Here is a 22,472-nt window from a genome sequence, read left to right on the forward strand (position 1 = left end):
TTTTATAAATGGCAGGATGCAATTTTCAAGGCCTTTCCTGCTGTATCTGTGGAAATTATATTTTGTTCTACTAATGTATTGCCAATAGCTGCTATCACTGTAATTATATCTCTATCATTAATGTAACCTAAGTGACCAACTCTAAATATTTTTCCTTTTAAATGATCTTGTCCTCCAGCTAGTAAAATATCATATTTATTTTTTATATTCTTTCTAAACTGTTCTGCATCTATATCTTCAATTTGAATTGCAGTAACAGCGGGACTTAAATGGTTTTCATCAGCAAATAATTTGAGGTTAAGTGTTTTTGCAGCTTCACTGACTGCAAGTTTATGTCTTTCATGTCTTTTAAAGATTTTATCTAGTCCTTCATCTTTCATCATTTTTAGTGATTCATCTAAAGCAAAAACTAAATTTACTGCTGGAGTATAAGGATTGCTATTACTTAAAAGACTCTTTTTATATGATTTTAAATTTAAATAGAATTTAGGTAAATTAGAATTTTCTGAGGCTTGCCAAGCTTTATCGCTCATTGACACAAAGCTTAAACCTGGAGGTATCATATATCCTTTTTGAGATCCTGAAGCAACAACATCTAGTTCCCAATCATCTACCGGTACACTACAAGCTCCAATACTTGTTACGCAGTCAATAATTGATAACGCTTTTTTATGATTACGTATATGAGAACTTATTGTTTTTAAATCATTAATAACTCCAGTTGATGTTTCTGAATGTGTAAGGATAACTGCTTTTATTTCTTTTTTATCATCTTTTTCTAAAATTGTTTTAAAATCTTTCGGATCAAGTGGTTTTCCCCATTCTGCTTCAATTTTAATCACTTCGAGTCCGAATTCTTTTGCAACTTTTACCCATCTTTGACCAAACTTTCCATTTACACCACAAATAACTTTTTCTCCTTTGCTTAAGGTACTAATCATGCCTGCTTCCATGGCAGCTGTTCCACTACCTGTAATCGTTAAAACATCATTTTTTGTTTGATGTAGCCATTGTAGATTTTTAGTAGTGATTTCCATAAGGTCCTGAAAATCTTTACTTCTATGTCCTATGGGATGCCTTCCAAGTGCTTGTAAAACTTTTTCTGGAACTGGCGTGGGACCAGGTATCATCAATGATAATTTTTGTTGTATGGCCACTTTTTAATTAATAGGTCATTCTAAGATTAGTAGTCATAAAATATTTTTCAATTACTTGATTTGAAAAAAGGATTTTCTTTACCTTTATGGGTAACTGGAGCTGCTAAGTCAGCAATAAAAAAATTAATAGGATTACCATTTGAAGATTATGAATTAATTAAAATTCCAAAAGAAAAAAATTTAATAAAAATCAAGGTTCATTCTGCTGGGCTAATTAATGAAGAGTCTCAAGCCCTTGGAATTTCATTTGTAGATTCTGGATTGGATCTTGATTTAACACAAAACTTAGAAATATGGACAATCGCTTCTTTAGAAAAAACTTATAAGACAAGTAATAGACCATTAGATCGAATCAATATTATTCCTGGTTACGGAGTTGGTATCGATCAAAAGACCTCTAAGATCTGCATTTCTGATTTTGCTCAAAAATTATTAGTTGAAAATTTATTAAATATCATTCCAGAAGGATATACACTGAATCTAGAAATTGTATTCCCAAATGGAAAATTTTTAGCCGAAAGAACTAGTAATAAATCATTTGGAATTGTTGAAGGGCTTTCAATTATAGGTACTAGCGCTGAAACTTTTGCAAGTGCTTCACCTGATCAATTACAAAATGCAAAAGCTCAGCTAAAACAAATTATTGCTAATAAAGTTTGTGACACAATTATTTTTGTTATCGGTGAAAATGGCTTAAATTTAGCAACAAGTTCTAATATCAAATTTCCTATTATTAAAGTAGGTAATTGGATAGGACCATTATTAGTTGATGCTGCTATACAAAAGATTAAAACAGTAATCCTTTTTGGTTATCATGGCAAATTAATTAAATTAGCTGGAGGAATTTTTCATACTCATAATCATTTAGCAGATGCAAGAATTGAAATTCTTGTGTATTTAGCTGTAAAAGAAGAAGTTCCATTAGAAATAATTCAAAAATTATCACAATCAAATACGGTTGAAGATGCATTGTTAGTTCTTGAAAGTTTTAGTCTTTCTATGGCTGACAAACTATGGAATAAATTATCAGATACTATTGAAAAGCGCTCTACAGAATATATAAATAGATATACAAAAACAGATATGAAAGTTGGAGCAATTATCTTTGATAGAAATAGAAAAATTCGTTGGTCAGGTAACAATAGTAAAGACTATATTTCTGCTTTTAAAGGTTTCTAATTTTAAGTGGGTTATGTTTTTGTAAATAAATTGAGGTAACTTTTAGACATGAGTAAAAAATTACTAAAAAAAGAGAGAGATCCCTCAATATTAATTCTAGATTTTGGATCTCAATATTCTGAATTAATTGCAAGGAGAATAAGAGAAGCAGATGTATTTTCTCTTGTAGTAAGTAACTTTACCTCTGTCAAGGAGATTCAGGATATAAATCCAAAAGGGATTATATTAAGTGGTGGCCCAAGTTCTGTTTATGAAGATAATGCACCTAAATGTGATGCAAAGATTTTTGATTTAGGTATTCCAATTTTGGGTATATGTTATGGAATGCAATTAATGGTTAAAGAATTAGGAGGTGAAGTTACCCCAGCAATTAATAAAGCTGAATATGGCAGAGCACCAATAAATATTGATTGCGAAAGTGATTTGCTATCTAATGTCCAAGATAAATCTATTATGTGGATGAGTCATGGAGATTCTATAAATAACTTGCCTGAAGGATTTATTAAGATTTCTCATACAGAAAATACCCTGCATGCTGCAATATCAAACAAACAAAAGAAATTATTTGGTGTTCAATTTCATCCTGAAGTTATTCATTCAGAATTCGGAATGACGGTTATTAAAAACTTTGTTTATTCTATTGCTAAATGTAAGGCCGATTGGACTACTGAAACTTTTTTAGAGGAAACAATTCCAAGAATTAAGCAACAAGTAGGTGATAAGAGAGTTTTACTTGCTCTTTCTGGCGGCGTAGATTCATCAACCCTCGCTTTTCTTCTCAATAAAGCTATTGGTAAAAAGCTTACTTGTATGTTTATTGATCAAGGCTTTATGAGAAAAGGTGAACCTGAATTTTTAATGGAATTTTTTGATAAAAAATTTCATATAAAAGTTGAATATATTAACGCTAGGGAAAGATTTATTGATAAATTAAATGGAATAACTGACCCAGAAGAAAAACGCAAGATTATTGGTAGAGAATTTATTAGAGTTTTTGAAGAGGAGAGTAATAGATTAGGTCCTTTCCAATATTTGGCTCAAGGTACTCTTTACCCAGACGTTATTGAGAGTGCTGGAACGAATTTAGATCCAAAGACTGGTGAGCGAATTGCAGTAAAAATAAAAAGTCATCATAACGTAGGCGGTTTGCCAAAAGATTTACAATTTAAATTAGTTGAACCATTAAGAAAACTTTTTAAAGATGAAGTAAGAAAGGTTGGAGGTGCTTTAGGATTGCCAGATGAAATCATAAAAAGACATCCATTTCCTGGCCCTGGCTTAGCAATAAGAATTTTAGGTGATGTTTCTCATGAAAAACTAAACTGTTTGAGAGATGCAGACTGGATAGTAAGAGATGAAATAAAAAAAGCAGGTCTTTATAATGATATATGGCAAGCATTTGCAGTTCTTTTACCTGTTAAGACTGTCGGTGTAATGGGAGATAAACGGACTTATGCTTGGCCAATAGTTTTACGATGCGTATCAAGCGAAGATGGGATGACGGCTGATTGGTCGAGAATTCCTTATGAAACCTTAGAGAGAATTTCTAATAGAATCGTTAATGAAGTAGAGCAGGTTAATAGGGTTGTTTTCGATATTACTAGTAAGCCTCCAGGAACAATTGAGTGGGAATAAAAAATACTTTAATTTTTTATCTTTAACTTTTTTACAAAATTATTATGGATGAAACCATTAAATTAAGTAGATCTACTGTTGAAAAATATCTTAATTGCCCTAGATGTTGCGTTCTTGATAAAAAGCATAAAATAAAACCTCCATCATTACCATTTACTTTAAATATTGCTGTAGATAATTTATGTAAAAATGAGTTTGATTATTATCGTGAAAGACAGGAATCTCATCCTTTATTTATTGAGCATAATATCGATGCTGTACCTTTTAAACATAAAGATATAGATATTTGGAGAAGCAATTTTAAAGGAATAAGATATAAATCTAATGAACACAATTATGATTTTGGTGGTGCGGTCGATGATGTCTGGCAAAAAAAGAATGGAGAGTTAATTATTGTTGATGTAAAAGCAACATCAAGAAATAATTTTGATTGGTTTGAAACTTTCAATAAATATGATTATGCAAAAGCATATAAAAGACAATTAGAAATGTATCAGTGGTTATTTAGAAAAAATGGTTTCAAAGTTGCAAATGAAGCCTATCTTCTTTATTTTAATGGGAAAAAGAATGAGAAATTTTTTAATAATCAGTTAAAGTTTGATGTGCATTTTATTAAGTTAGATTGTTCTTCAGCATGGGTAGAAGGCAAAGTTATTGAAACAGTAAAACTTCTCAGATCTAATTTGTTTCCTTCACCATCTTTTAAATGTGAATATTGTAATTATTTAAAAAAGCGTTGGCAGTTGTCAAAAAATTAATTAATGACTTTGAAAAAATAATATTATTGGATAATTCTGGAAAAATTTTTAAATAAAGATAATCTTTAAGTAGACAATAAATTTTAGATTTTGGTTAAACCGAAAAGTCCTGATAATAAAATTAGCAATCATTTACAACAAGATGTTGTCAAAATTGCAGGCAAAACAATCTTTATTAATCCATTTTTGTATTGGAGAAGGTTTGATGAAAATACCAATAGATGGTTAAGAGAACCAGGACAAATGTCAGAAGAGCAAATCCAACCAAACAGAAATCGTTTTTATCCTGAAATTGACTGGGCTGATTTAAGTCAAAATCAAAAGCTCGTAAAAGATGCAAGTGTAGAAATGTTTCTGAAGACTTTGGAGCTTATAAGCACATTTCATCCTCAGCTTAACTCTGGACAACTATTAGAAGTTGAGAGGAAAATGGCAATTACAAAAAAGCTACCTTTTGAAAAGTGGGTAACAAAGTCTTTTGCTAAAAAAGCTAGAGCTGAAGAATATGAGAAAAGGAAATTTAAAAGGGATAGATTTATCAGAAGTTGGAAGGAATGGCTAAGCCTTGAAAATACTCAACAAGCTCTACTACCTATAATTGTCGTTGTATTTGTCTCGGCATTTATTGGTTGGTCTTCAGGTGTTTCAAAAAACAGTTGTAATCCTTATTTTGAACAAAATTTAGATCAGTCAATATAAACCGTTTTATTAAATAAAATTTAATATTATTTTGATGATTTGTGATTTATTATTTGGGTTAATATAAAAGAAGTTTAGTTTTTAAGTTAACTTATTTTTAGATTCATGGATAACAAAGAGAAAGAAAAAGATATATCAAGTTTAGAATTTGATAAAGGTAAGACTCGAAATGATTATAAATTTTTAGTTCAAAAACTAAAAAATATAAAGGAGATTATTACTTTGTTAGAAAATAAGTTTTTGCAGAAAGAGATGTAAATTTTTGAAAAATAGTAACTTCAATAATAAGTTCCCCTCTTTTAATAGACAGCCTTTTGTTTTCTATTTAATTACTACTTTTACTTTTTTATTAATATTAATTAGATTAATTTTTCTTCAATTATTAAATCATGAGACTTATAAAAAAATGTCTGATGAAAATAGAATTAGGCTAATTTCTACTCAACCAATTAGAGGGAGGATACTAGATAAAAATGGATTAATATTGGCAGATAGCCGTTTTAAGTACTCTTTAATAATTAAACCTCAATACGTCAGCAAAAAAGCATGGCAGAAATATAAATCAAAGATTTCGAAATTATTCAATATTTCATCTGATTCACTTCAAAAGAAATATTCTGATGGTCTAAAAAATAAAAATTTTTCAATTACTTTATTAGATGATTTAAAAGTTGATCAAGTTATCAAATTTAAAGAAAATGAAAATATCTTAAATGGCTTAGAGATTTCAACAAAAATGATTAGAAATTATCCTTATAAAACTGTTGCTTCTCATGTGATTGGTTATACCCAACCCATTACAGATTCTGAATTTAATATTTTGTCAAAAAAAGGTTATAAATTCAATGATTTAATAGGAAGAACTGGAATTGAGTTTGTTTATGAAGATCATATAAGAGGAGAATGGGGAGGAGAAATGATTGAAGTGAACTCTTCCGGTACTTTTACAAAATCTTTAGGTATTAAACCATCAAAACAAGGGAAAGACCTTGAATTGACAATTGATTTGAATTTACAATTAATCGCTGAAGAAGTGCTTAAAGATAAAAATGGAGGAGCAATAATAGTTATGGATCCTAGAGATGGTGCCATAAGAGCAATGGCTAGTAAACCAACATTTGACTTAAATTTTTTTTCAAAAGAATTTAAACCAGAAAAAGAATATAATGCTCTGTTCAATTCTCCCGCTAAACCATTATTTAATAGAGCTTTAAATGCATATGATCCAGGAAGTGTTTGGAAAATTGTAACTGCTTTAGCTGGTTTAGAAAGTGGAAAGTTTCCTCCTGAAACTTCTTTAGAAACTAAACCTTGTATTACATATGGAAGTCAATGTTTTAGAGAACATAATGACTTAGGGTTCGGAACAATAGGTTATGAAGATGCTTTGCGAGTTTCAAGTAATACTTTTTTTTATCAAATTGGCTATGGCGTAGGTGTAGATGAAATTTATAACGTTTCTAAGAAGCTTGGCTTTGCCGCTCTATCTGGAATCGAAATTTCCGAACAAGAAAATGTAGGTTTAGTTGCAAGTAGTCAATGGGCTAAAAAAGGGAGAGGCTGGGGGGAACCAGGAAGAACTCCTTGGGTTCCAGAAGACATCGCGAGTATGTCTATCGGTCAATTTGTTGTCCAAGTTACGCCTATTCAAATAGCTCGTGCATATGCAGTAATCGCGAATGGTGGCTATTTAGTAACTCCTCATTTATCTAAAAAAGAAGATCAACTTTTAACAAATCAAAAACGTATAAAAATTGATATTGATCCAAATAATCTTCAGCTAGTAAAAAATGGTTTAAGGAAAGTAGTTGAATCTGGAACAGGGGTTTCTATCAATTATGGGGTATCTAATCTTCCTCCAGTTTCGGGTAAAACTGGTACTGCTGAAGATGGAGAAGGAGGTTCAGATCATGCATGGTTTGTTTGCTTTACTCCTTCAGATAAAAGTGAGTTGTTAATAGTTGCTTTTGCACAAAATACGCCTGGTGGAGGATCTGTACATGCACTACCTATGGCTAGGGAAATTTTAAAAGTTTGGAATGAAAATAAATAAATATAATTCGTTTAAATTTTTTATAAGAATTTATACTTTTAATTTTTTCATTTGTGATAGTCGTTGAAGTATATCTTCTATTGTTTTTATATCCACTGGTTTACTAAATGAAGACAATAGCTGTCTGCCCAAAACTTGACTTCCTAAATGTACTAATTGAATTCTTAATGATGTTAATAATTCTAATCCGACTCCACCAGAAAAAGTTGCAATTGCAATTGGCTGACCATTAAATAAATTTCTAAAATCATCTCCTGATACGGACAGCCATGCAATGAGATTAGAAAGAATTGGAGGTATCGAACCGTTATATTCAGGAGCACATATAATCCATTTTTCTGTAGCAAAAAGCTTTTCTTTTATTTCAATTATTTCGACAGGAATATTTTCTTTTTTGTGAATTCGTGGATTGAATAACGGTACATCAAAAGTAGTAAGATCCAAAATTTCAGAATTGAATTTAAGTTCATTACTTTTTTCTTGAAATTTTTTTGAAAGTTCTAGATTTTTTCCACAACTTGCTGAAATGATTATTAGATCTTTTGAATTAGGCATAAATAAAAATAATTTTGTTTAGTAGTTGGCTCCACTCTTACGGTGATGAACAGCAGTAAGACTATCGGATTTTAATATGTTGCCGTGTAAAACTTCAGCATATATTACCCAGTGATCTCCGCATTCCATTCTTTCTTTTACAGAAGCATCTAACCATGCTAATGACTCAGGAATTATTACTTGATCATTAGGTGTTAATTCAATATCTAATCCCTCAAATCGATCTTCCCCTGGTGAGAAAGGTTTTGTAAACCTTTTTAAAGGTTCCCTGAAATCTTTTTCGCTAAGAATATTCAAGGCGAAAGAGTCACCTTTTTGAAGAAGCGATTCCACTGATCTATCTTTTGCGACTGAAATACTCAATCCAGGAGGAGAAAAACTTGCTTGGCTTACCCAAGATGCAAGCATAGCTCCTTTTACATTATTTTCATCTTTCCCTTTTGATGCAGTTAGAACACACAGTGAACCAAGTACTCTTCCTAAAGCTTGCAATGTTGGATCAGTTTTACTGGATATCATTCCGGTATCTGATTTTCTGATTTTTTGTTTTGCTTTTTTTAAAATTTTTCTTCCAAAATGAGTACCAATTTCTTCTAGTTCTTTAATTTTTGGTTTGTTAGGACTAAATTTTATTCTTATTGGATCAAAACTAAATGTAAATCCACCATCTTTTAATTTTGTCTCAAGCAAATCTATTGCTTCTCCGCTCCATCCAAAACTACCGAAGATGCCTACTGGTTTATCTCTATTACCCTCTGATAACAAAGTTCCTAGAGCACTTACTATTGGAGTTGGGGCGTGTCCCCCCAAAGTTGGCGATCCGATTAGATATCCATCAGCGTTTTGAATAGATTTTATAAGTTCATCATTAGATGTAAATTCACAATTAATACTTTCAACTTCTACTGAAGTTCTATTTACACCTTTCGCTAATGCATCACCTATTGAGGCTGTATTGCCATAAGCACTAGCGTATATCAAGACGATTTTAGAATTGTTTGTTGAAAGATTTTCTCCCCATCTAATGTAGTCATTTAAAAAGCTTTTTAAGCTGTACTCAATTGCTGGACCGTGAAGTGGAGCAATAGTTTTAATGTCTAATTCAGAAATTTTTTCAGCTATTGATACGATTTGATTAGACATTGGTGCCATAAGACAATCATAAAAATGTTTTCTATTAATTTCTGTACTCATTCTGTTGGTTTCTGACCATTCTTCAGATGCTAAATGTGCAGAAAATATTTTTTCACTTAAAAGTATTTCTTGATTCTCTTCATATATGATTAATCCACCAGGCCACCGGGCAGTTGGTACAGGAATTAGTTTTAATGAAATATTTTCTAGTTCTAGATAAAGTTCTTTTTTTACGATGTTAATTACAGGTAATTCTCGCTCAATAAAAGTTTTTAAATTTGGATTTTTTTGATTCCAAAGTTCACTAATAAGCTTAAAACCAGGATTCGAACATGTGAGAGTTAAGTTGCTGAATTGGACACTGATTAACTTTATAGTTTCAATAATTTTAGGATTTACATGACCAGTAATAATGTTAATTTTGTTGAATTTAAACTCATCATGAAAATTTGAAATTACTTCATTAATTAATTTTGAATATTCTTTTTCAGGTGGATGAATAATGAAAAAATCATTATAACTTATGATTAAAAAGGTATTAAATGAAGTTCCTTTCTCAAGATTAAATTCGAGCTCAAACCTTTCTTTGTTTTGATCAAGAAATCTGATGCAAATAAAATTTTCAGTTATTTCAAATATTGATAAGTTTTTATTTTCTAAAAGTGAACTTGTATTAATTACTGACATCTTTAAAGATTTATTTTTTAGTAGTGATTAGCAACTTTCCTATGATGAACGGCTGTTTTACAGGATAAATCAGAAACGCTTCCATTTTGAACTATACCGTAAATAATCCAATGATCTGGAGTCTCTAATCGTGAACTTACTTTACAATCTAAAAATGCGAGAGAATCAGAAAGTACTGGTCCACCATTTGCGATATTGTTTACTACATCTACATCAGCAAATCTATCTGCCCCAGGTGCAAATCTTTTTAAAAAATGTCTAAACATTTTTTGATAGTTATCTTCTCGTAAGATATTAACTACAAAACCTTCTCCAACTTGCATATAAGATTCAATAGCTCTATCTTTTGCTACTGCAACTGTAATGCCTGGCGGACTGAAACTTGCCTGACTAACCCAGCTTGCTACCATTGCGCTTTGTCTAAAAGTCGAACCTTCTCCTTGGCTAGCTGTAACTACATATAAACCTCCACTTAATCTCCCTAAAGCTTTATCAAGATTTGAATCAAGGCTTTTCATTGAAGCAATATTTTTCTTCTTATTAATTAATTGTCCCAAGTCGGTTCCAGCTTCTTCAAATTGTTGATAGATAATAGGATCTGGAATATTTTTAACTCTTAGAGGTGAAAAGGCTTCTTTTTGTCCTAATTCTCTCAACTTACTTGCTAATGAGTCTATCGGTTCATCATTTCCTCCAAAAGCATCGTAAACTGCCGTAAATTGTTTAGGCTTTAATGCGGCAAAAAGAGTGCCAAGAGACTCTTTTAATTCATTATCAGACGTAACGGGCCAGGTTGGGATTACTACGGCTTTAGATTCTGAAATTAAACCTGTTAATTCCTGAGAATCTGAAGATCTTAAATCAATTAATTGAACCTGTGCATCTGCCTTACTTATGCCGTGAGATATAGCTTGACTTAATCGATCACAATATCCATAATCACTGATGTAGCATACAGATACAAATTCATTGCCTTTACTCTTGTTACTACTCCACTCTGAATACTTTTCTTTCCAAAAATTTACTTGATTATGAAGCAATGGCCCATGACCCACAGCTATAGTTTTAAGTCTAGGTAACTTATCTATTCGTTTGATAGCTTGTAGAACACTTCGTGCGTTGGGGCCCATAAGGCAATCGTAATAAAAACGAAAATCTTCATAAATTTCTTTTTGATCATTATCAAAAAATTCATCAGAGCAATAATGCAATCCAAAAGCATCGCATGTATATAAAACATTTGTACCGTGATCGTAGGAGAAAATGGTATCTGGCCAATGTAAATTTGGTGCACTTATAAATTCAATATTATGATTTACTCCACTTGTAGGGTTAGCTCCAAGATCTAAATATTGCCCACTTTTTACTTCTAAACTTTTAAATGGAATATGTATTTGATCTTCAATAAATTTAAGCGCTAATTTTGAACCAACTACTATTATTTGTGGATTAAGAGTTAAGAGTTTTCCAATTAAACCTGAGTGGTCGGGCTCTGTATGACTTGTAATTAAATAATCAATTTCTTCTGGATTTACTTCTCTAAGTAATTGCTCAAACCATAGTTTTTCAAATTTAGCGTGGCTTGTATCAATTATTGCTATTTTTTGGCCCTTAATGATAAAACTATTATAAGTAGTTCCATTTCTTAATCCAAATTCAATATCAAACCTACTTCGATCCCAGTCGAGAGATCTAATTGCAATTGTGTCATCTGCAAAAACTTTCTGTTGCACAGATAATTTTTGCTCAACTTTATTCATTTCTGAAGAACTTGTTTTTGCAGAAGTTATCATACTATGATTCTTTTGTATTATGACTTTAGTTAAATACAATATAAATCCGCGTGAATCTAAGTGTGGAATTACCGAATTTGTTTTTTTATTACTTCATTATTGATACTGATATAAATGAAATCTCAAACTAAAAACACGCCAATTACAGGTGATGAAATAAGAAAAGAATTTTTAAATTTTTACCATGAAAAATTACATAAAATTATTCCAAGTGCATCTTTAATTCCTGATGATCCCACAGTTATGCTCACTATCGCTGGAATGCTGCCTTTTAAGCCAGTTTTTTTAGGATTGAAAGAAAGGCCATCAAAAAGAGCCACATCTAGTCAAAAGTGTATAAGAACAAACGATATTGAAAATGTTGGAGTTACTGCTCGACATCATACCTTCTTCGAGATGCTTGGTAATTTTTCTTTTGGAGATTATTTTAAGAAAGAGGCTATTGAGTGGGCTTGGGAATTAGTTACTGATATTTACGGACTTTCTGCTGAGAATATAATAGTGAGCGTGTTTCATGAAGATGATGATTCGGTAAAGATCTGGAAGGAAGATATCGGGATTCATCCAAAAAGGATAATTAAGCTTGGAGAAAAAGATAATTTCTGGTCTTCAGGAAAAACAGGTCCTTGCGGACCATGTTCAGAATTATATTTTGACTTTAAACCAGAAAAAGGTGTTCAGAATATTGATTTAGAAGATGGTGATCGTTTTATAGAATTTTATAATCTTGTATTTATGCAATATAACCGTGACCCTGATGGTCAATTGACAGATTTGAAATACAAAAATATTGATACTGGAATGGGGCTTGAAAGAATGGCTCAAATATTGCAAAAGAAGAAGAATAATTACGAAACAGATTTGATTTTCCCAATTATTCAAAAAGCTTCTGAGATCTCCAAAATTGATTATTATTCTTCAGGTGAAAGAACCAAAATCTCTTTAAAAATTATTGGAGATCATATAAGAGCAGTTATACATTTAATTTCTGATGGGGTAATAGCAAGTAATCTTGGGAGGGGATACATATTAAGAAGACTGATCCGAAGAATGGTTAGACATGGAAGATTGTTAGGCTTAAAAAATGAATTTTTATCGAAACTTGCAAGTGTAGGTATTAAATTAATGCAAGAGAATTATCCAGATTTAAAAAATAATTGTGACCATATATTGAGTGAGATAAAAATTGAAGAAATAAGATTTAGAGAAACTCTTGAAAGAGGAGAGAAATTACTAGATGAATTGATTTCATCGGGTCAGAAAATGATTACTGGGTTTAAAGCATTTGAACTTTATGATACTTATGGCTTTCCATTAGAACTAACAGAAGAAATTGCTCAAGAAAACAATATTGGTGTTGATGTTAAGGGGTTTGACAAAGAAATGTCTGCACAAAAAGAAAGAGCCAAAGCTGCTTCTCAGATCATTGATTTGACATTAGAGGGTTCATTAGAACGCGAAATAGACTTATTTGATAAAACTCTTTTTAATGGTTATGATTCACTCGATTCAGATGCAGAAATTAAGGGTATATTTTTGGAATCAACCTTGGTTAAGCAAGCAAGTGAAGGGCAGAAAGTTTTAATTGTCCTTGATCAGACTTCTTTCTATGGAGAATCTGGAGGTCAAGTTGGTGATATTGGAACGATATTATCGAATGATCTAGAGGTTGTAGTTGATAACGTCATACGAAAGAAAAACGTTTTTCTGCATTATGGAATAGTTAAAAAAGGGATATTAAGTCTGGGACAAAAAGTTAAAACTAAAGTAAATGATTTGGCTAGAGCTAAGGCTGCGGCAAATCATACTGCTACCCATTTATTGCAATCTGCTCTAAAAGTAGTTGTTAATGAAAGCGTTGGACAAAAAGGCTCATTAGTCGCATTTAATAAATTACGATTTGATTTCAATTCTTCTAAACCTATTACAAAAGATCAAATTTTTAAAGTTGAGACCTTAGTTAATTCTTGGATTTTGGAAAATCATTCTCTTAATATTAAAAATATGGCCAAGAGTGAGGCTCTCGAGAGAGGTGCAGTGGCTATGTTTGGAGAGAAATATGATGATGAAGTAAGAGTTGTTGATGTGCCAAGTGTTTCGATGGAACTATGCGGTGGAACTCATGTAAAAACAACATCTGAATTAGGATGTTTTAAAATAATTAGTGAAGAAGGAATTTCAGCGGGCGTAAGAAGAATTGAAGCATTGTCAGGGCAATCAGCTTTTGAATACTTTAGTGATAAAAATTCTCTCGTAAGTCAACTATGTGATTTGTTAAAAGCAAATCCTAATCAACTCCTGGATAGGGTTAATTCTTTGCAATCAGAGTTGATTAATAAAAATAAAGAAATACAAAAAATGAAGGATGAAATTGCTTATTTTAAATACTCTTCTCTAAGTTCTTCTGCAAATAAAGTTGGATTATTTTCGCTGATTATTAGTCAACTTGATGGACTAGATGGAAATTCTCTACAATCTGCGGCATTAGATTTAACTTCTAAATTGGGAGATAAGTCGGTTGTGATTCTTGGAGGAATACCAGATAAGGAAAATAGAAAATTGTTATTTGTTGTCTCTTTTGGGGAAGACTTAGTTAAAAGAGGTATGCATGCAGGGAAATTAATTAATGATATTTCACGTATTTGCTCTGGGGGAGGGGGAGGTAAACCTAATTTTGCACAGGCAGGTGCTAAAGATATTGATAAATTAAATGATGCTTTGGAATATGCAAGAAAAGATTTGAGGACAAAGCTCCATAGTTATTCTGATAAGTAACTACTTTTTCTTAAACTGGTTTCTATCTGGTCGATTAACTTTCGTGCCTCTTGAATAGTTAAAGTTTTATTATTGATGGCAGATTCAGTATTGACTCTTATTGATTCAACTAAATTATCTGAACTGTAATCCAATAACTCTAAAATTTCTGATTTGCTGTTTTCTTTAATAATGTTTTTAATTTTATAAGAATTATCTTCATTTATATCAATATGAATAACATTTGTATTTCCAAATAAATTATGGAAATTCCCTAATGCCTCTTGATATGCCCCTGCCATAAAGATTCCTATTAGATAATCATTATTTTTTTCTGGAGGATGTAAATTTAAAAGTGATTTAATCTTTCCATTGTCAATAAAATTATTCAGCTTGCCATCAGAATCACAAGTTAAATCTGCAAAGTGTCCCTTACAAAAGGGCTCTTCTAAATGTCTATGAATTGGAATAATTGGAAAAACTTGATTAATTGCCCAGGTATCAGGAATAGATTTAAAAACTGACAAATTTGCGTAATATGTTGATGCAAGCGTGTCGGTTATTTCAGACAAATCTGGATGGATAATTTCATTATTCTCCAATTGATTTGCAATCTCTTTTGCACAAGCCCATGTAAGTTCTTCCGCATACGCACGTTCTTCCAAACAGATAAATCCCAGTCTAAAAGCGACTAAGCAATCCTCTTTAAATTTTTTAGCGTCATTCCATAATTCTATTATTTCAGATAAATCTTCTTTTTTATCTCTAAGATTTTTTATCTGATTAAGGGTTTCTATCAGATTTGTGATGATTAATGATTGTTTTTTTTGATCGGATACTTTGACTTGAGAGCTGACATGACTTGTCCCTAAAATATTAAAAATTAAAACTGAACAATGACTGATTATCGCTCTACCACTTTCTGAGATTATGATTGGATGTTGAATATTATTTACTTCACATGAATCTTTAACTGTTGCAATAACGTCATTTGCGTAGTTCTGAAGAGAATAATTTGTCGAAGTATTGGAAGACATTTTAGTTCCGTCGAAGTCTATTCCTAAGCCGCCTCCAACATCTATGTATTTCATTGGTGCGCCTAACTTAGATAATTCAACAAATATTTGACTAGCTTCTTGTAATGCGTCTTTTATTACTGATATATCACTGATTTGGCTTCCAACATGGAAATGCAGCAACATCATTTCATTTATTAGATTTGCTTCTTTGAGTTCTTTTATTGTTAGCATTATTTCTGGAATTGATAATCCAAATTTGGAATTATCTCCCACTGATTTACTCCACCTTCCACTACTTTTACTTGATAATTTTGATCTAATTCCAAGTATGGGGGTTGCTTTGAGATCTTTTACAGCTTCTATAATTCTTTTAACTTCATCTCTTTGTTCGATAACTATAATTGGATGTTTACCAAGTTTTCTGGCTAATATTGCAGTCTCAATATACTTTTTATCTTTATATCCATTACAAATTAAAAGTGATTTTTGATTTTCTAGGATTGATAACCCAATTAATAATTCTGATTTACTTCCTACTTCTAAACCAAAATTCCAACGATCCCCATATTCAATGATTTTTTCCAATACATTTCTTTGCTGATTACATTTAATAGGGAAAACTCCTTTATAAATATTTTTATAGTCATAAGTTTCTATAGCTTGGGAGAAGGCATTATTTAATTCCGCAATTCGGTCTTTTAAAATGTCGTTGAATCTTATTATTAAGGGAGTATTGATTTCTCTACTTTTAAATTCCTTAACAAGTTTAAAAAGATCGATTTTTTTTTGGGATTTGTTATCTGGGCTTATCGATATATTGCCCTCTGAATTAATTGAAAAATATTTTTCTCCCCATTTATCAATACCATACGTAGAAATACTATCTTCTATGGTCCATTTTTTATTTAACTTTTTTGTATCAAAATCGGTCAATTTTATTTTTGTAATTTATATAAGTTTTTGAAAATTACTTAAACAATATCTTTTATTTTAATGATTACTTGCCAAGTTACCACCTAAAAGAAGAATATACATAAAGAGATTACTAATTAAATGATCAAAGAGAGAACTTTTCTTGCAATTAAACCAGATGGAGTTCAGAGAGGATATGTTTCAGATATTATTGGAAGGTTTGAGAAAAAGGGCTTTAAATTGGTAGGTTTAAAACAATTAATTCCAACAAAGCAACTTGCTCAAGACCATTATGGGGTGCATAGAGAGAGACCTTTTTTTAAGGATTTAGTCGAATTTATATCAAGTGGGCCTGTGGTTGCGATGATTTGGGAAGGAGAGGGGGTAATCTTAAGCGCAAGAAAATTAATTGGTGCTACAAAACCACTTGAGGCTGAACCTGGCACTATAAGAGGAGATTTAGCTATTGATATAGGTAGAAATATAATTCATGGTTCAGATGGAGAAGAAACTGCAAAATTTGAGATAAATTTATGGTTTAATCAGGATGAAATATGTGATTGGGAGACTTCTGATTCTGAATGGCGAGCAGAAAATTAAAGAAATTTATACTTCAAATCTATTGAAACTAAATTTTTTAAGGAAAGTAGTTTCAATATTGTTGAGAGTTTTCTCTTGAATTAATTTGAACATAATATCGCTTGTAATTGCCGAAAAGAGTACTCCATTCCTGTAATGTCCGGTAGCTACATAAAGATTGACGATTTGAGTTTTTCCAATAATAGGCTTGAAGTCAGGTGTACAAGGCCTGAATCCCCACCAATGTTCCATTTGTGGCCAGTTTAATGCTTCTGGTAATAAAGATTTAATACCCTCCTGAAGTTGATTTATGCCCTTTGGTGTATTTCCTTGATTAAATTCGGCCTTATCTTCAACGGTTGCTCCAACAACTATAAGGCCATCGTCTCTAGGAACTAAGTAAGTATTAGGACCAAAAAGAACTCTTTTAATAGAATTTTCTGGACCTTGTATTGAAAGCATTTGTCCCTTTACAGGAAAGATTGGTAAATTTTTTAAAACTTTTTTACTCCAAGCACCGCAGCATAAAATTACTTTTTCCCCCAAAATATTTTTTATTTCTCCAGTAGCGTTTAAAACTTTTGCACCAAGAATTTTATTTTGTTCTAAGATTAATTCTTTTACATCTGCTCCTTCTTGGAACTTGACCCCATGCAAAGAACATGCACGCTCCAGAGCACGCATAAGCCTCCTTCTATTATCTATTTGGCCGTCTTGTTCAAAAAGTAATCCATGCTCCCAATTTGTATTTATTCCACTGATTTCTTTCTTTAGGTTTTTCTGATTTAAATATTTTCCATATTTATAAGTTTTGAATTTCTTCAATTTTTTTAAATTTTCAAACGGTACTACTATTCCACTTTTTTTTAAACCACAATCAATACCACTATCTTGTTCGATATTTTTAATCCATCCTGGAATTAAATTTTGACTTTGTTGTCCAAATATGAATAATTCATCTTCAAGTCCTTCAGCATGGGTGGCTAGCATTCCTGCTGCAACGAATCCAGCAGATTCGCTTCTGTTTTTGCTTAAAACTTCAACTTTAAATTTATTACGTGCAAATTCATAAGCAATAGATAAACCTATTAATCCTCCACCAATAATTAAGATTGTATTTTTAGTTTCTGATCGCATTTAATTATTTTTATAATTTAGATATGTTTTGATCCTCTTTTACCTTATATCCAATAAGATTAAGAGAGGAACATTTAATAATGAAAAATTTAGAACCTTGGGAAGCTGTGATCGGTTTAGAAACCCATGTCCAGCTTAATACTAAAAGTAAAATATTTACAGCTGCATCAACAGCTTTTGGTGATGAACCTAATACTCATATTGATCCTGTTGTTTGTGGCTTGCCAGGAACTCTCCCTGTTTTAAATAAGACTGTTTTAGAGTATGCAGTAAAAACTTCTTTAGCACTAAATTTAAATGTGGCAGAACATTGTAAATTTGATAGAAAACAATACTTTTATCCTGATTTGCCTAAAAATTATCAAATCTCTCAATTCGATGAACCTTTAGCAGAAAATGGCTGGTTAGAAGTTGAAATAGCAGAAAAAGATAAAGAAACCTACTTAAAAAAAATCGGTATAGAAAGACTTCATATGGAGGAAGATGCTGGTAAATTAGTTCATATAGGAAGCGATCGATTGGCTGGCTCTAAATATTCATTGGTTGATTACAATCGGGCAGGTATAGCACTCGTTGAGATCGTAAGTAAACCAGATATTAGGACAGGTAGAGAGGCATCTGAATATGCTTCAGAAATAAGAAGAACTGTTAGATACCTTGGTGTTTCAGACGGAAATATGCAAGAGGGCTCACTGAGATGCGATGTAAATATTTCAGTTAGGAGAGGCCCTAATGCCCCTTTCGGGACCAAAGTTGAAATAAAGAATATGAATTCTTTCTCTGCTATTCAAAAGGCTTGTGAGTATGAAATAGAAAGACAAATTGATGTTTATGAGAATGGAGGAGAAATTTATCAAGAAACTAGGCTTTGGGACGAAGCTAAGCAATTAACAAAAAGTATGAGATTAAAGGAGGGTAGTAGTGATTATAGATATTTCCCAGACCCCGATCTTGGCCCAATTGAAATATCAAAAGAACAAAAGGATCAATGGCTTGATGAATTGCCCGAATTACCTTCTAAGAAGAGACAAAAATACGTCAAAGAATTAGGTTTGTCACCATATGATTCAAGAGTTATTTCGGATGAAGTTTTTATGGCAAACTTCTTTGAAGAGACCGTAGCAAATGGAGCCGACCCTAAACTCGCATCAAATTGGATAACAAGTGATATTGTTGGTTATTTGAAATCAAATAAGCAAAGTTTTGCTGAATTAAAGCTTAGTCCTATTAACCTTGCAGAGATGATTAATATGATTTCTAAGAAAGTTATTAGTGGAAAAATAGCAAAAGAAATCTTACCAGAATTAATTCAGGATAATATTTCTCCACAAAAGGTAGTTGAAGAAAAAGGCTTGGCGATGATATCTGATTCTGCAAGCATTTCGCCTATTATTGAAGAACTTATCATTGAATATCCTAAAGAGGTCAAATCTTTTAAAGATGGAAAAACTAAACTCCTTGGTTTTTTTGTAGGACAGCTGATGAAAAAAACTAAAGGTAAAGCAGATCCCAAACTTGCTAATAAACTCATTTCAGAAAAACTAAATAGTTAATTTCTAGACAAGTTTTTTTATTGTATTCTTCCATAACTGTTTATTATCTGAATTGTCTAAAATTACATCTGCAAATTTAGATTTATCTTCAAAATTTAATTGAAGATTTATAATTTTCTGAGCCTCATTTTCACTGATTATATTTCTTTTCATAAGTCTTTTCTTTTGGACTTCTTTTGGGCATTTTACTAACCATATTTCTGTACAAATATCCCCAAATTTTGCTTCAAACAGCAAAGGAATAACTAAAAGTAGAATTTTATTTTTATCAAATTGATTACATTTTTCTATCATTTTTTCTTTTATTAATGGATGAAGAAGATTTTGAATCCATTTTCTATGTATAGAATTTTCGAAAATAATTTTTTTTAATAATGCCCTGTTTATTTCATTTTCTGAAGAATGCTGATCAACTATTTGAGGTCCAAAATAAGCGACAACTTTCTTATAGCAATTACTTTTCGGCTTGATTAGATCTTTTGAATATTGATCTGCATCCAATATTGGAATGTCTATATATTCTTTTATGTATTTAGCTATTGTAGATTTTCCACTTGCAATACCTCCAGTAAGACCTATTCTTCGTTGTTTATTGTTTAATTTTGGGTGGATGCTCATAAATTTAATAAGAATCTATATTGCAGTGTTTTAATAGAAAGAATAGTTATTATGAATTTAATTTATAAAAAAGATTGATTCAGCTTGAGACTAATTGGTCATTTGTGAGTGATGGTGAAGAAAAGCCTGATGGTTTTTCTTTTGCAGGGATCGCTGCAGGATTAAAGGATTCTAATAAGAAAGACTTGGCTTTAATATTAGCCCCAGAAAATAGCATTTGTAGTGGCTTGTTTACACAATCAATAGTTCGAGCATCCTGTGTAGATATTTGTGAACAAAGGATTAAAAAGTCTTCAGGTCTTATAAGAGCAATATTAATAAACTCCGGACAAGCAAATGCCTGTACAGGTGATTATGGTATTCAACATACTTTGTTTGCTACGAAGGAGGTCTCGCAATTATTAGGAATAAATGAAGAAGAAGTTTTAATGTGCTCAACTGGTGTAATTGGTATACCGATTCAAATAAAAAATTTAATTGATAATTTGCCTAATTTGGTCAAGGAGTTAAAAACAAATAGTTTACAGAATGCTGCAGAAGCTATTTTAACTACTGATTTAGTTGACAAAAAAATAACTATAGAAACATTTATTGAAGGAAGAAAGGTAAAGATATCTGGCTTCGCAAAAGGATCAGGAATGATTTATCCGAATATGGCTACTATGTTGGCTTTTCTTACATGTGATGTTGGTGTTGATAAAGAAGAATGGGACAAGATGATTTCTATTGCTGTTAAAAAGTCTTTTAATGCTATTTCCGTGGATGGAGAGACAAGTACTAATGATGCTTTTATAGGAATAAATTCAGGAAAAAAAATTGATAAGAAATTTTTATCAAAGATTCAATCAGGAATTGATATTGTATGCCAGAGCTTGGCAAAAAATATCGCTAGAGATGGAGAAGGCGCAAATTGTTTGCTAGAGGTTTTGGTTGAGGGAGCCAAGAGTAATTCAGATGCAATTAAAATAGCAAAATCTATATGTAATTCTTCACTGGTAAAAACTGCAATTAATGGGTGTGATCCAAATTGGGGCAGAATTATTTCAGCTGCTGGTAATTCTGGAATTGACTTTAAATTAGATTTCCTTGATTTATATATTGGAGACTTTCAGATTTTGAAAAAGGGTAAGTTGAATAAATATGATTCCAAAAAAGTTGCCAATTATATGCAAACAAGAATGAATGGTAAATATTTAGTTGAGGATATAGTATCTATATCTCTTCATCTTAATTCTGGTTCAGAAAAAGGAACTGCTTGGGGTTGTGATTTGTCTAAAAAGTACGTTGAAATAAATAGTGAATATACTACTTAATTGTTAGCAGCTCAATTGGTAAATATTCGTTTATGTAAAGAAATAGGATTGAAATAGTTCCTATTACAGAACCAATAAAACTTCCAATAAAATAATTAAATATCTTGGGTTGTATGATTTGTGAGTTTTCTCCATTTTCTATTTCAAAATCAGGAGAATCAACTACTTTTAGGCGCTGATTAGTTGTTGGTTGTTTAAGTTGTTGGTGTCGGATGAGCGCTTCGAAATCAGGCATGGAATTTGAGATGCAATGGAACAGTAGGCAGACCAGCCCGTCATTCGACGAGGATCTGATCTTCCTAAATCGTCTACAGCTTCAAATACTGCATTTCCAGATGCTTCTGCTTTATCAAATGCTGAAAGTAAAGGAATAAATGTATCAAAAACGTGTAAACCGAAATTTTCTAACGCTGCTTGAGCTTGTTGAGCTGCTTTTTGTTGTCTAAAATCTACTTTTACAATTACGACTGCATGGTTAACTTTTAAAGTATTTAATAAGCTGGCTAATTCAACAGTTAATTCAACAGACCTCGCTTTTGCGGTCGTGGGTAAAATAACTAAATCTGATCCGTATGCAAGATGTTTAAGTTCTTCTGTATCACTGCTTGCCTGGCCATCAGTAATAACAATTTCGGAGGATCTGGAGGCTTTTGCGGCTGAACTAACTGGAAAAACGGGAAATGGAAGATTTCCTCGGGATGAGTAGGCTAATGCTGATCTGTTTTTATCAGCATCAACTATACATACCTTTTTGCCTTCAGAATGCCATACACTTGCAAGGTGAATACTTGTGCAAGTTTTAGCAACACCTCCTTTTTGACCGCAAACAGTAATAAACAATTTTTTACTAATATTTCCCTTACTTTGGAGAATAATTTCTTAATGTCAATAGGTAATTATTTGAAAAGTTTTAAAACTTATATTTCCTAAATACTCT

The 22,472-nt window shown here is 31.5% G+C and carries 18 protein-coding genes; 10 read left to right on the top strand and 8 right to left on the bottom strand.

The features are described 5' to 3' along the window. Positions 1 to 2: 2 nt before the first annotated feature. Complete coding sequence (locus TX50_RS00190; protein WP_036930403.1) at positions 3 to 1,130, bottom strand: pyridoxal-phosphate-dependent aminotransferase family protein; 1,128 nt, start codon at positions 1,128 to 1,130, stop codon at positions 3 to 5. 87 nt (positions 1,131 to 1,217) lie between these two features. Here TX50_RS00190 and cbiD point away from each other — a divergent pair, with 87 nt between their 5' ends. From cbiD to mrdA, 6 genes are all read left to right on the top strand, one after another. Beyond that, the gene (gene cbiD, locus TX50_RS00195; RefSeq protein WP_011131674.1) at positions 1,218 to 2,336 is read left to right on the top strand and encodes a cobalt-precorrin-5B (C(1))-methyltransferase CbiD; all 1,119 of its coding nucleotides are present in this window, start codon (positions 1,218 to 1,220) and stop codon (positions 2,334 to 2,336) included. A gap of 48 nt (positions 2,337 to 2,384) precedes the next feature. After that, a complete protein-coding gene (gene guaA / locus TX50_RS00200) occupies positions 2,385 to 3,971 on the top strand; it encodes a glutamine-hydrolyzing GMP synthase (RefSeq protein WP_011131675.1) in 1,587 nt (528 codons plus the stop codon). 44 nt (positions 3,972 to 4,015) lie between these two features. Further along, positions 4,016 to 4,729: a PD-(D/E)XK nuclease family protein gene (locus TX50_RS00205; protein ID WP_011131676.1), complete on the top strand. Its 714-nt coding sequence runs from the start codon at positions 4,016 to 4,018 to the stop codon at positions 4,727 to 4,729. A 90-nt stretch (positions 4,730 to 4,819) separates the two neighbouring features. Continuing rightward, the gene (locus tag TX50_RS00210) at positions 4,820 to 5,428 is read left to right on the top strand and encodes a hypothetical protein (RefSeq protein WP_011131677.1); all 609 of its coding nucleotides are present in this window, start codon (positions 4,820 to 4,822) and stop codon (positions 5,426 to 5,428) included. A gap of 105 nt (positions 5,429 to 5,533) precedes the next feature. Further along, the gene (locus TX50_RS09375) at positions 5,534 to 5,686 is read left to right on the top strand and encodes a hypothetical protein (protein ID WP_157859382.1); all 153 of its coding nucleotides are present in this window, start codon (positions 5,534 to 5,536) and stop codon (positions 5,684 to 5,686) included. Positions 5,687 to 5,690: 4 nt separating this feature from the next. Beyond that, positions 5,691 to 7,481, top strand: coding sequence for a penicillin-binding protein 2 (gene mrdA, locus TX50_RS00215; RefSeq protein ID WP_011131678.1), 1,791 nt, complete (start codon positions 5,691 to 5,693; stop codon positions 7,479 to 7,481). A gap of 30 nt (positions 7,482 to 7,511) precedes the next feature. Here mrdA and TX50_RS00220 read toward each other — a convergent pair whose 3' ends face one another. Genes TX50_RS00220 through TX50_RS00230 form a run of 3 tightly spaced genes read right to left on the bottom strand, consistent with a single transcriptional unit; the run spans position 7,512 to position 11,650 of the window. Beyond that, positions 7,512 to 8,036, bottom strand: a complete 525-nt coding sequence (locus tag TX50_RS00220; protein WP_011131679.1) for an NADPH-dependent FMN reductase — start codon at positions 8,034 to 8,036, stop codon at positions 7,512 to 7,514. Between the two features lie 18 nt (positions 8,037 to 8,054). After that, positions 8,055 to 9,857, bottom strand: coding sequence for a diflavin flavoprotein (locus tag TX50_RS00225; protein ID WP_011131680.1), 1,803 nt, complete (start codon positions 9,855 to 9,857; stop codon positions 8,055 to 8,057). A 17-nt stretch (positions 9,858 to 9,874) separates the two neighbouring features. Then, positions 9,875 to 11,650: a diflavin flavoprotein gene (locus tag TX50_RS00230; RefSeq protein WP_011131681.1), complete on the bottom strand. Its 1,776-nt coding sequence runs from the start codon at positions 11,648 to 11,650 to the stop codon at positions 9,875 to 9,877. A 114-nt stretch (positions 11,651 to 11,764) separates the two neighbouring features. Here TX50_RS00230 and alaS point away from each other — a divergent pair, with 114 nt between their 5' ends. Continuing rightward, positions 11,765 to 14,425, top strand: a complete 2,661-nt coding sequence (gene alaS / locus TX50_RS00235; protein WP_011131682.1) for an alanine--tRNA ligase — start codon at positions 11,765 to 11,767, stop codon at positions 14,423 to 14,425. On the opposite strand, the gene speA is transcribed toward alaS, so the two are convergent. Continuing rightward, positions 14,410 to 16,356 (bottom strand): biosynthetic arginine decarboxylase, encoded by a 1,947-nt coding sequence (speA, locus tag TX50_RS00240; RefSeq protein ID WP_011131683.1) that lies wholly within the window; start codon positions 16,354 to 16,356, stop codon positions 14,410 to 14,412. The genes alaS and speA overlap by 16 nt on opposite strands. A 120-nt stretch (positions 16,357 to 16,476) precedes the next feature. On the opposite strand from speA, the gene ndk reads away from it, so the two are divergent. Further along, a complete protein-coding gene (gene ndk, locus TX50_RS00245) occupies positions 16,477 to 16,935 on the top strand; it encodes a nucleoside-diphosphate kinase (RefSeq protein ID WP_011131684.1) in 459 nt (152 codons plus the stop codon). Between the two features lie 6 nt (positions 16,936 to 16,941). Here the strand turns inward: ndk and thiO are convergent, their stop codons facing one another. Next, entirely contained in the window at positions 16,942 to 18,051 is a 1,110-nt protein-coding gene (gene thiO / locus TX50_RS00250; RefSeq protein ID WP_011131685.1) for a glycine oxidase ThiO, read from the bottom strand. 80 nt (positions 18,052 to 18,131) lie between these two features. Here thiO and gatB point away from each other — a divergent pair, with 80 nt between their 5' ends. Next, positions 18,132 to 19,604, top strand: coding sequence for an Asp-tRNA(Asn)/Glu-tRNA(Gln) amidotransferase subunit GatB (gene gatB, locus TX50_RS00255; protein WP_011131686.1), 1,473 nt, complete (start codon positions 18,132 to 18,134; stop codon positions 19,602 to 19,604). Positions 19,605 to 19,607: 3 nt separating this feature from the next. Here the strand turns inward: gatB and coaE are convergent, their stop codons facing one another. After that, positions 19,608 to 20,222, bottom strand: coding sequence for a dephospho-CoA kinase (gene coaE / locus TX50_RS00260; protein WP_011131687.1), 615 nt, complete (start codon positions 20,220 to 20,222; stop codon positions 19,608 to 19,610). A gap of 77 nt (positions 20,223 to 20,299) precedes the next feature. Between coaE and argJ the strand changes: the two genes are divergently transcribed. Then, the gene (gene argJ, locus TX50_RS00265) at positions 20,300 to 21,535 is read left to right on the top strand and encodes a bifunctional glutamate N-acetyltransferase/amino-acid acetyltransferase ArgJ (protein WP_412081026.1); all 1,236 of its coding nucleotides are present in this window, start codon (positions 20,300 to 20,302) and stop codon (positions 21,533 to 21,535) included. A gap of 168 nt (positions 21,536 to 21,703) precedes the next feature. Here the strand turns inward: argJ and TX50_RS00270 are convergent, their stop codons facing one another. Then, positions 21,704 to 22,375, bottom strand: a complete 672-nt coding sequence (locus TX50_RS00270) for an AAA family ATPase (RefSeq protein WP_011131689.1) — start codon at positions 22,373 to 22,375, stop codon at positions 21,704 to 21,706. Between the last annotated feature and the right edge of the window lie 97 nt (positions 22,376 to 22,472).

Origin of the sequence: Prochlorococcus marinus subsp. pastoris str. CCMP1986, assembly GCF_000011465.1 — a bacterium.
In the GTDB taxonomy this organism is placed as follows: Bacteria; Cyanobacteriota; Cyanobacteriia; order PCC-6307; family Cyanobiaceae; genus Prochlorococcus_A; species Prochlorococcus_A pastoris.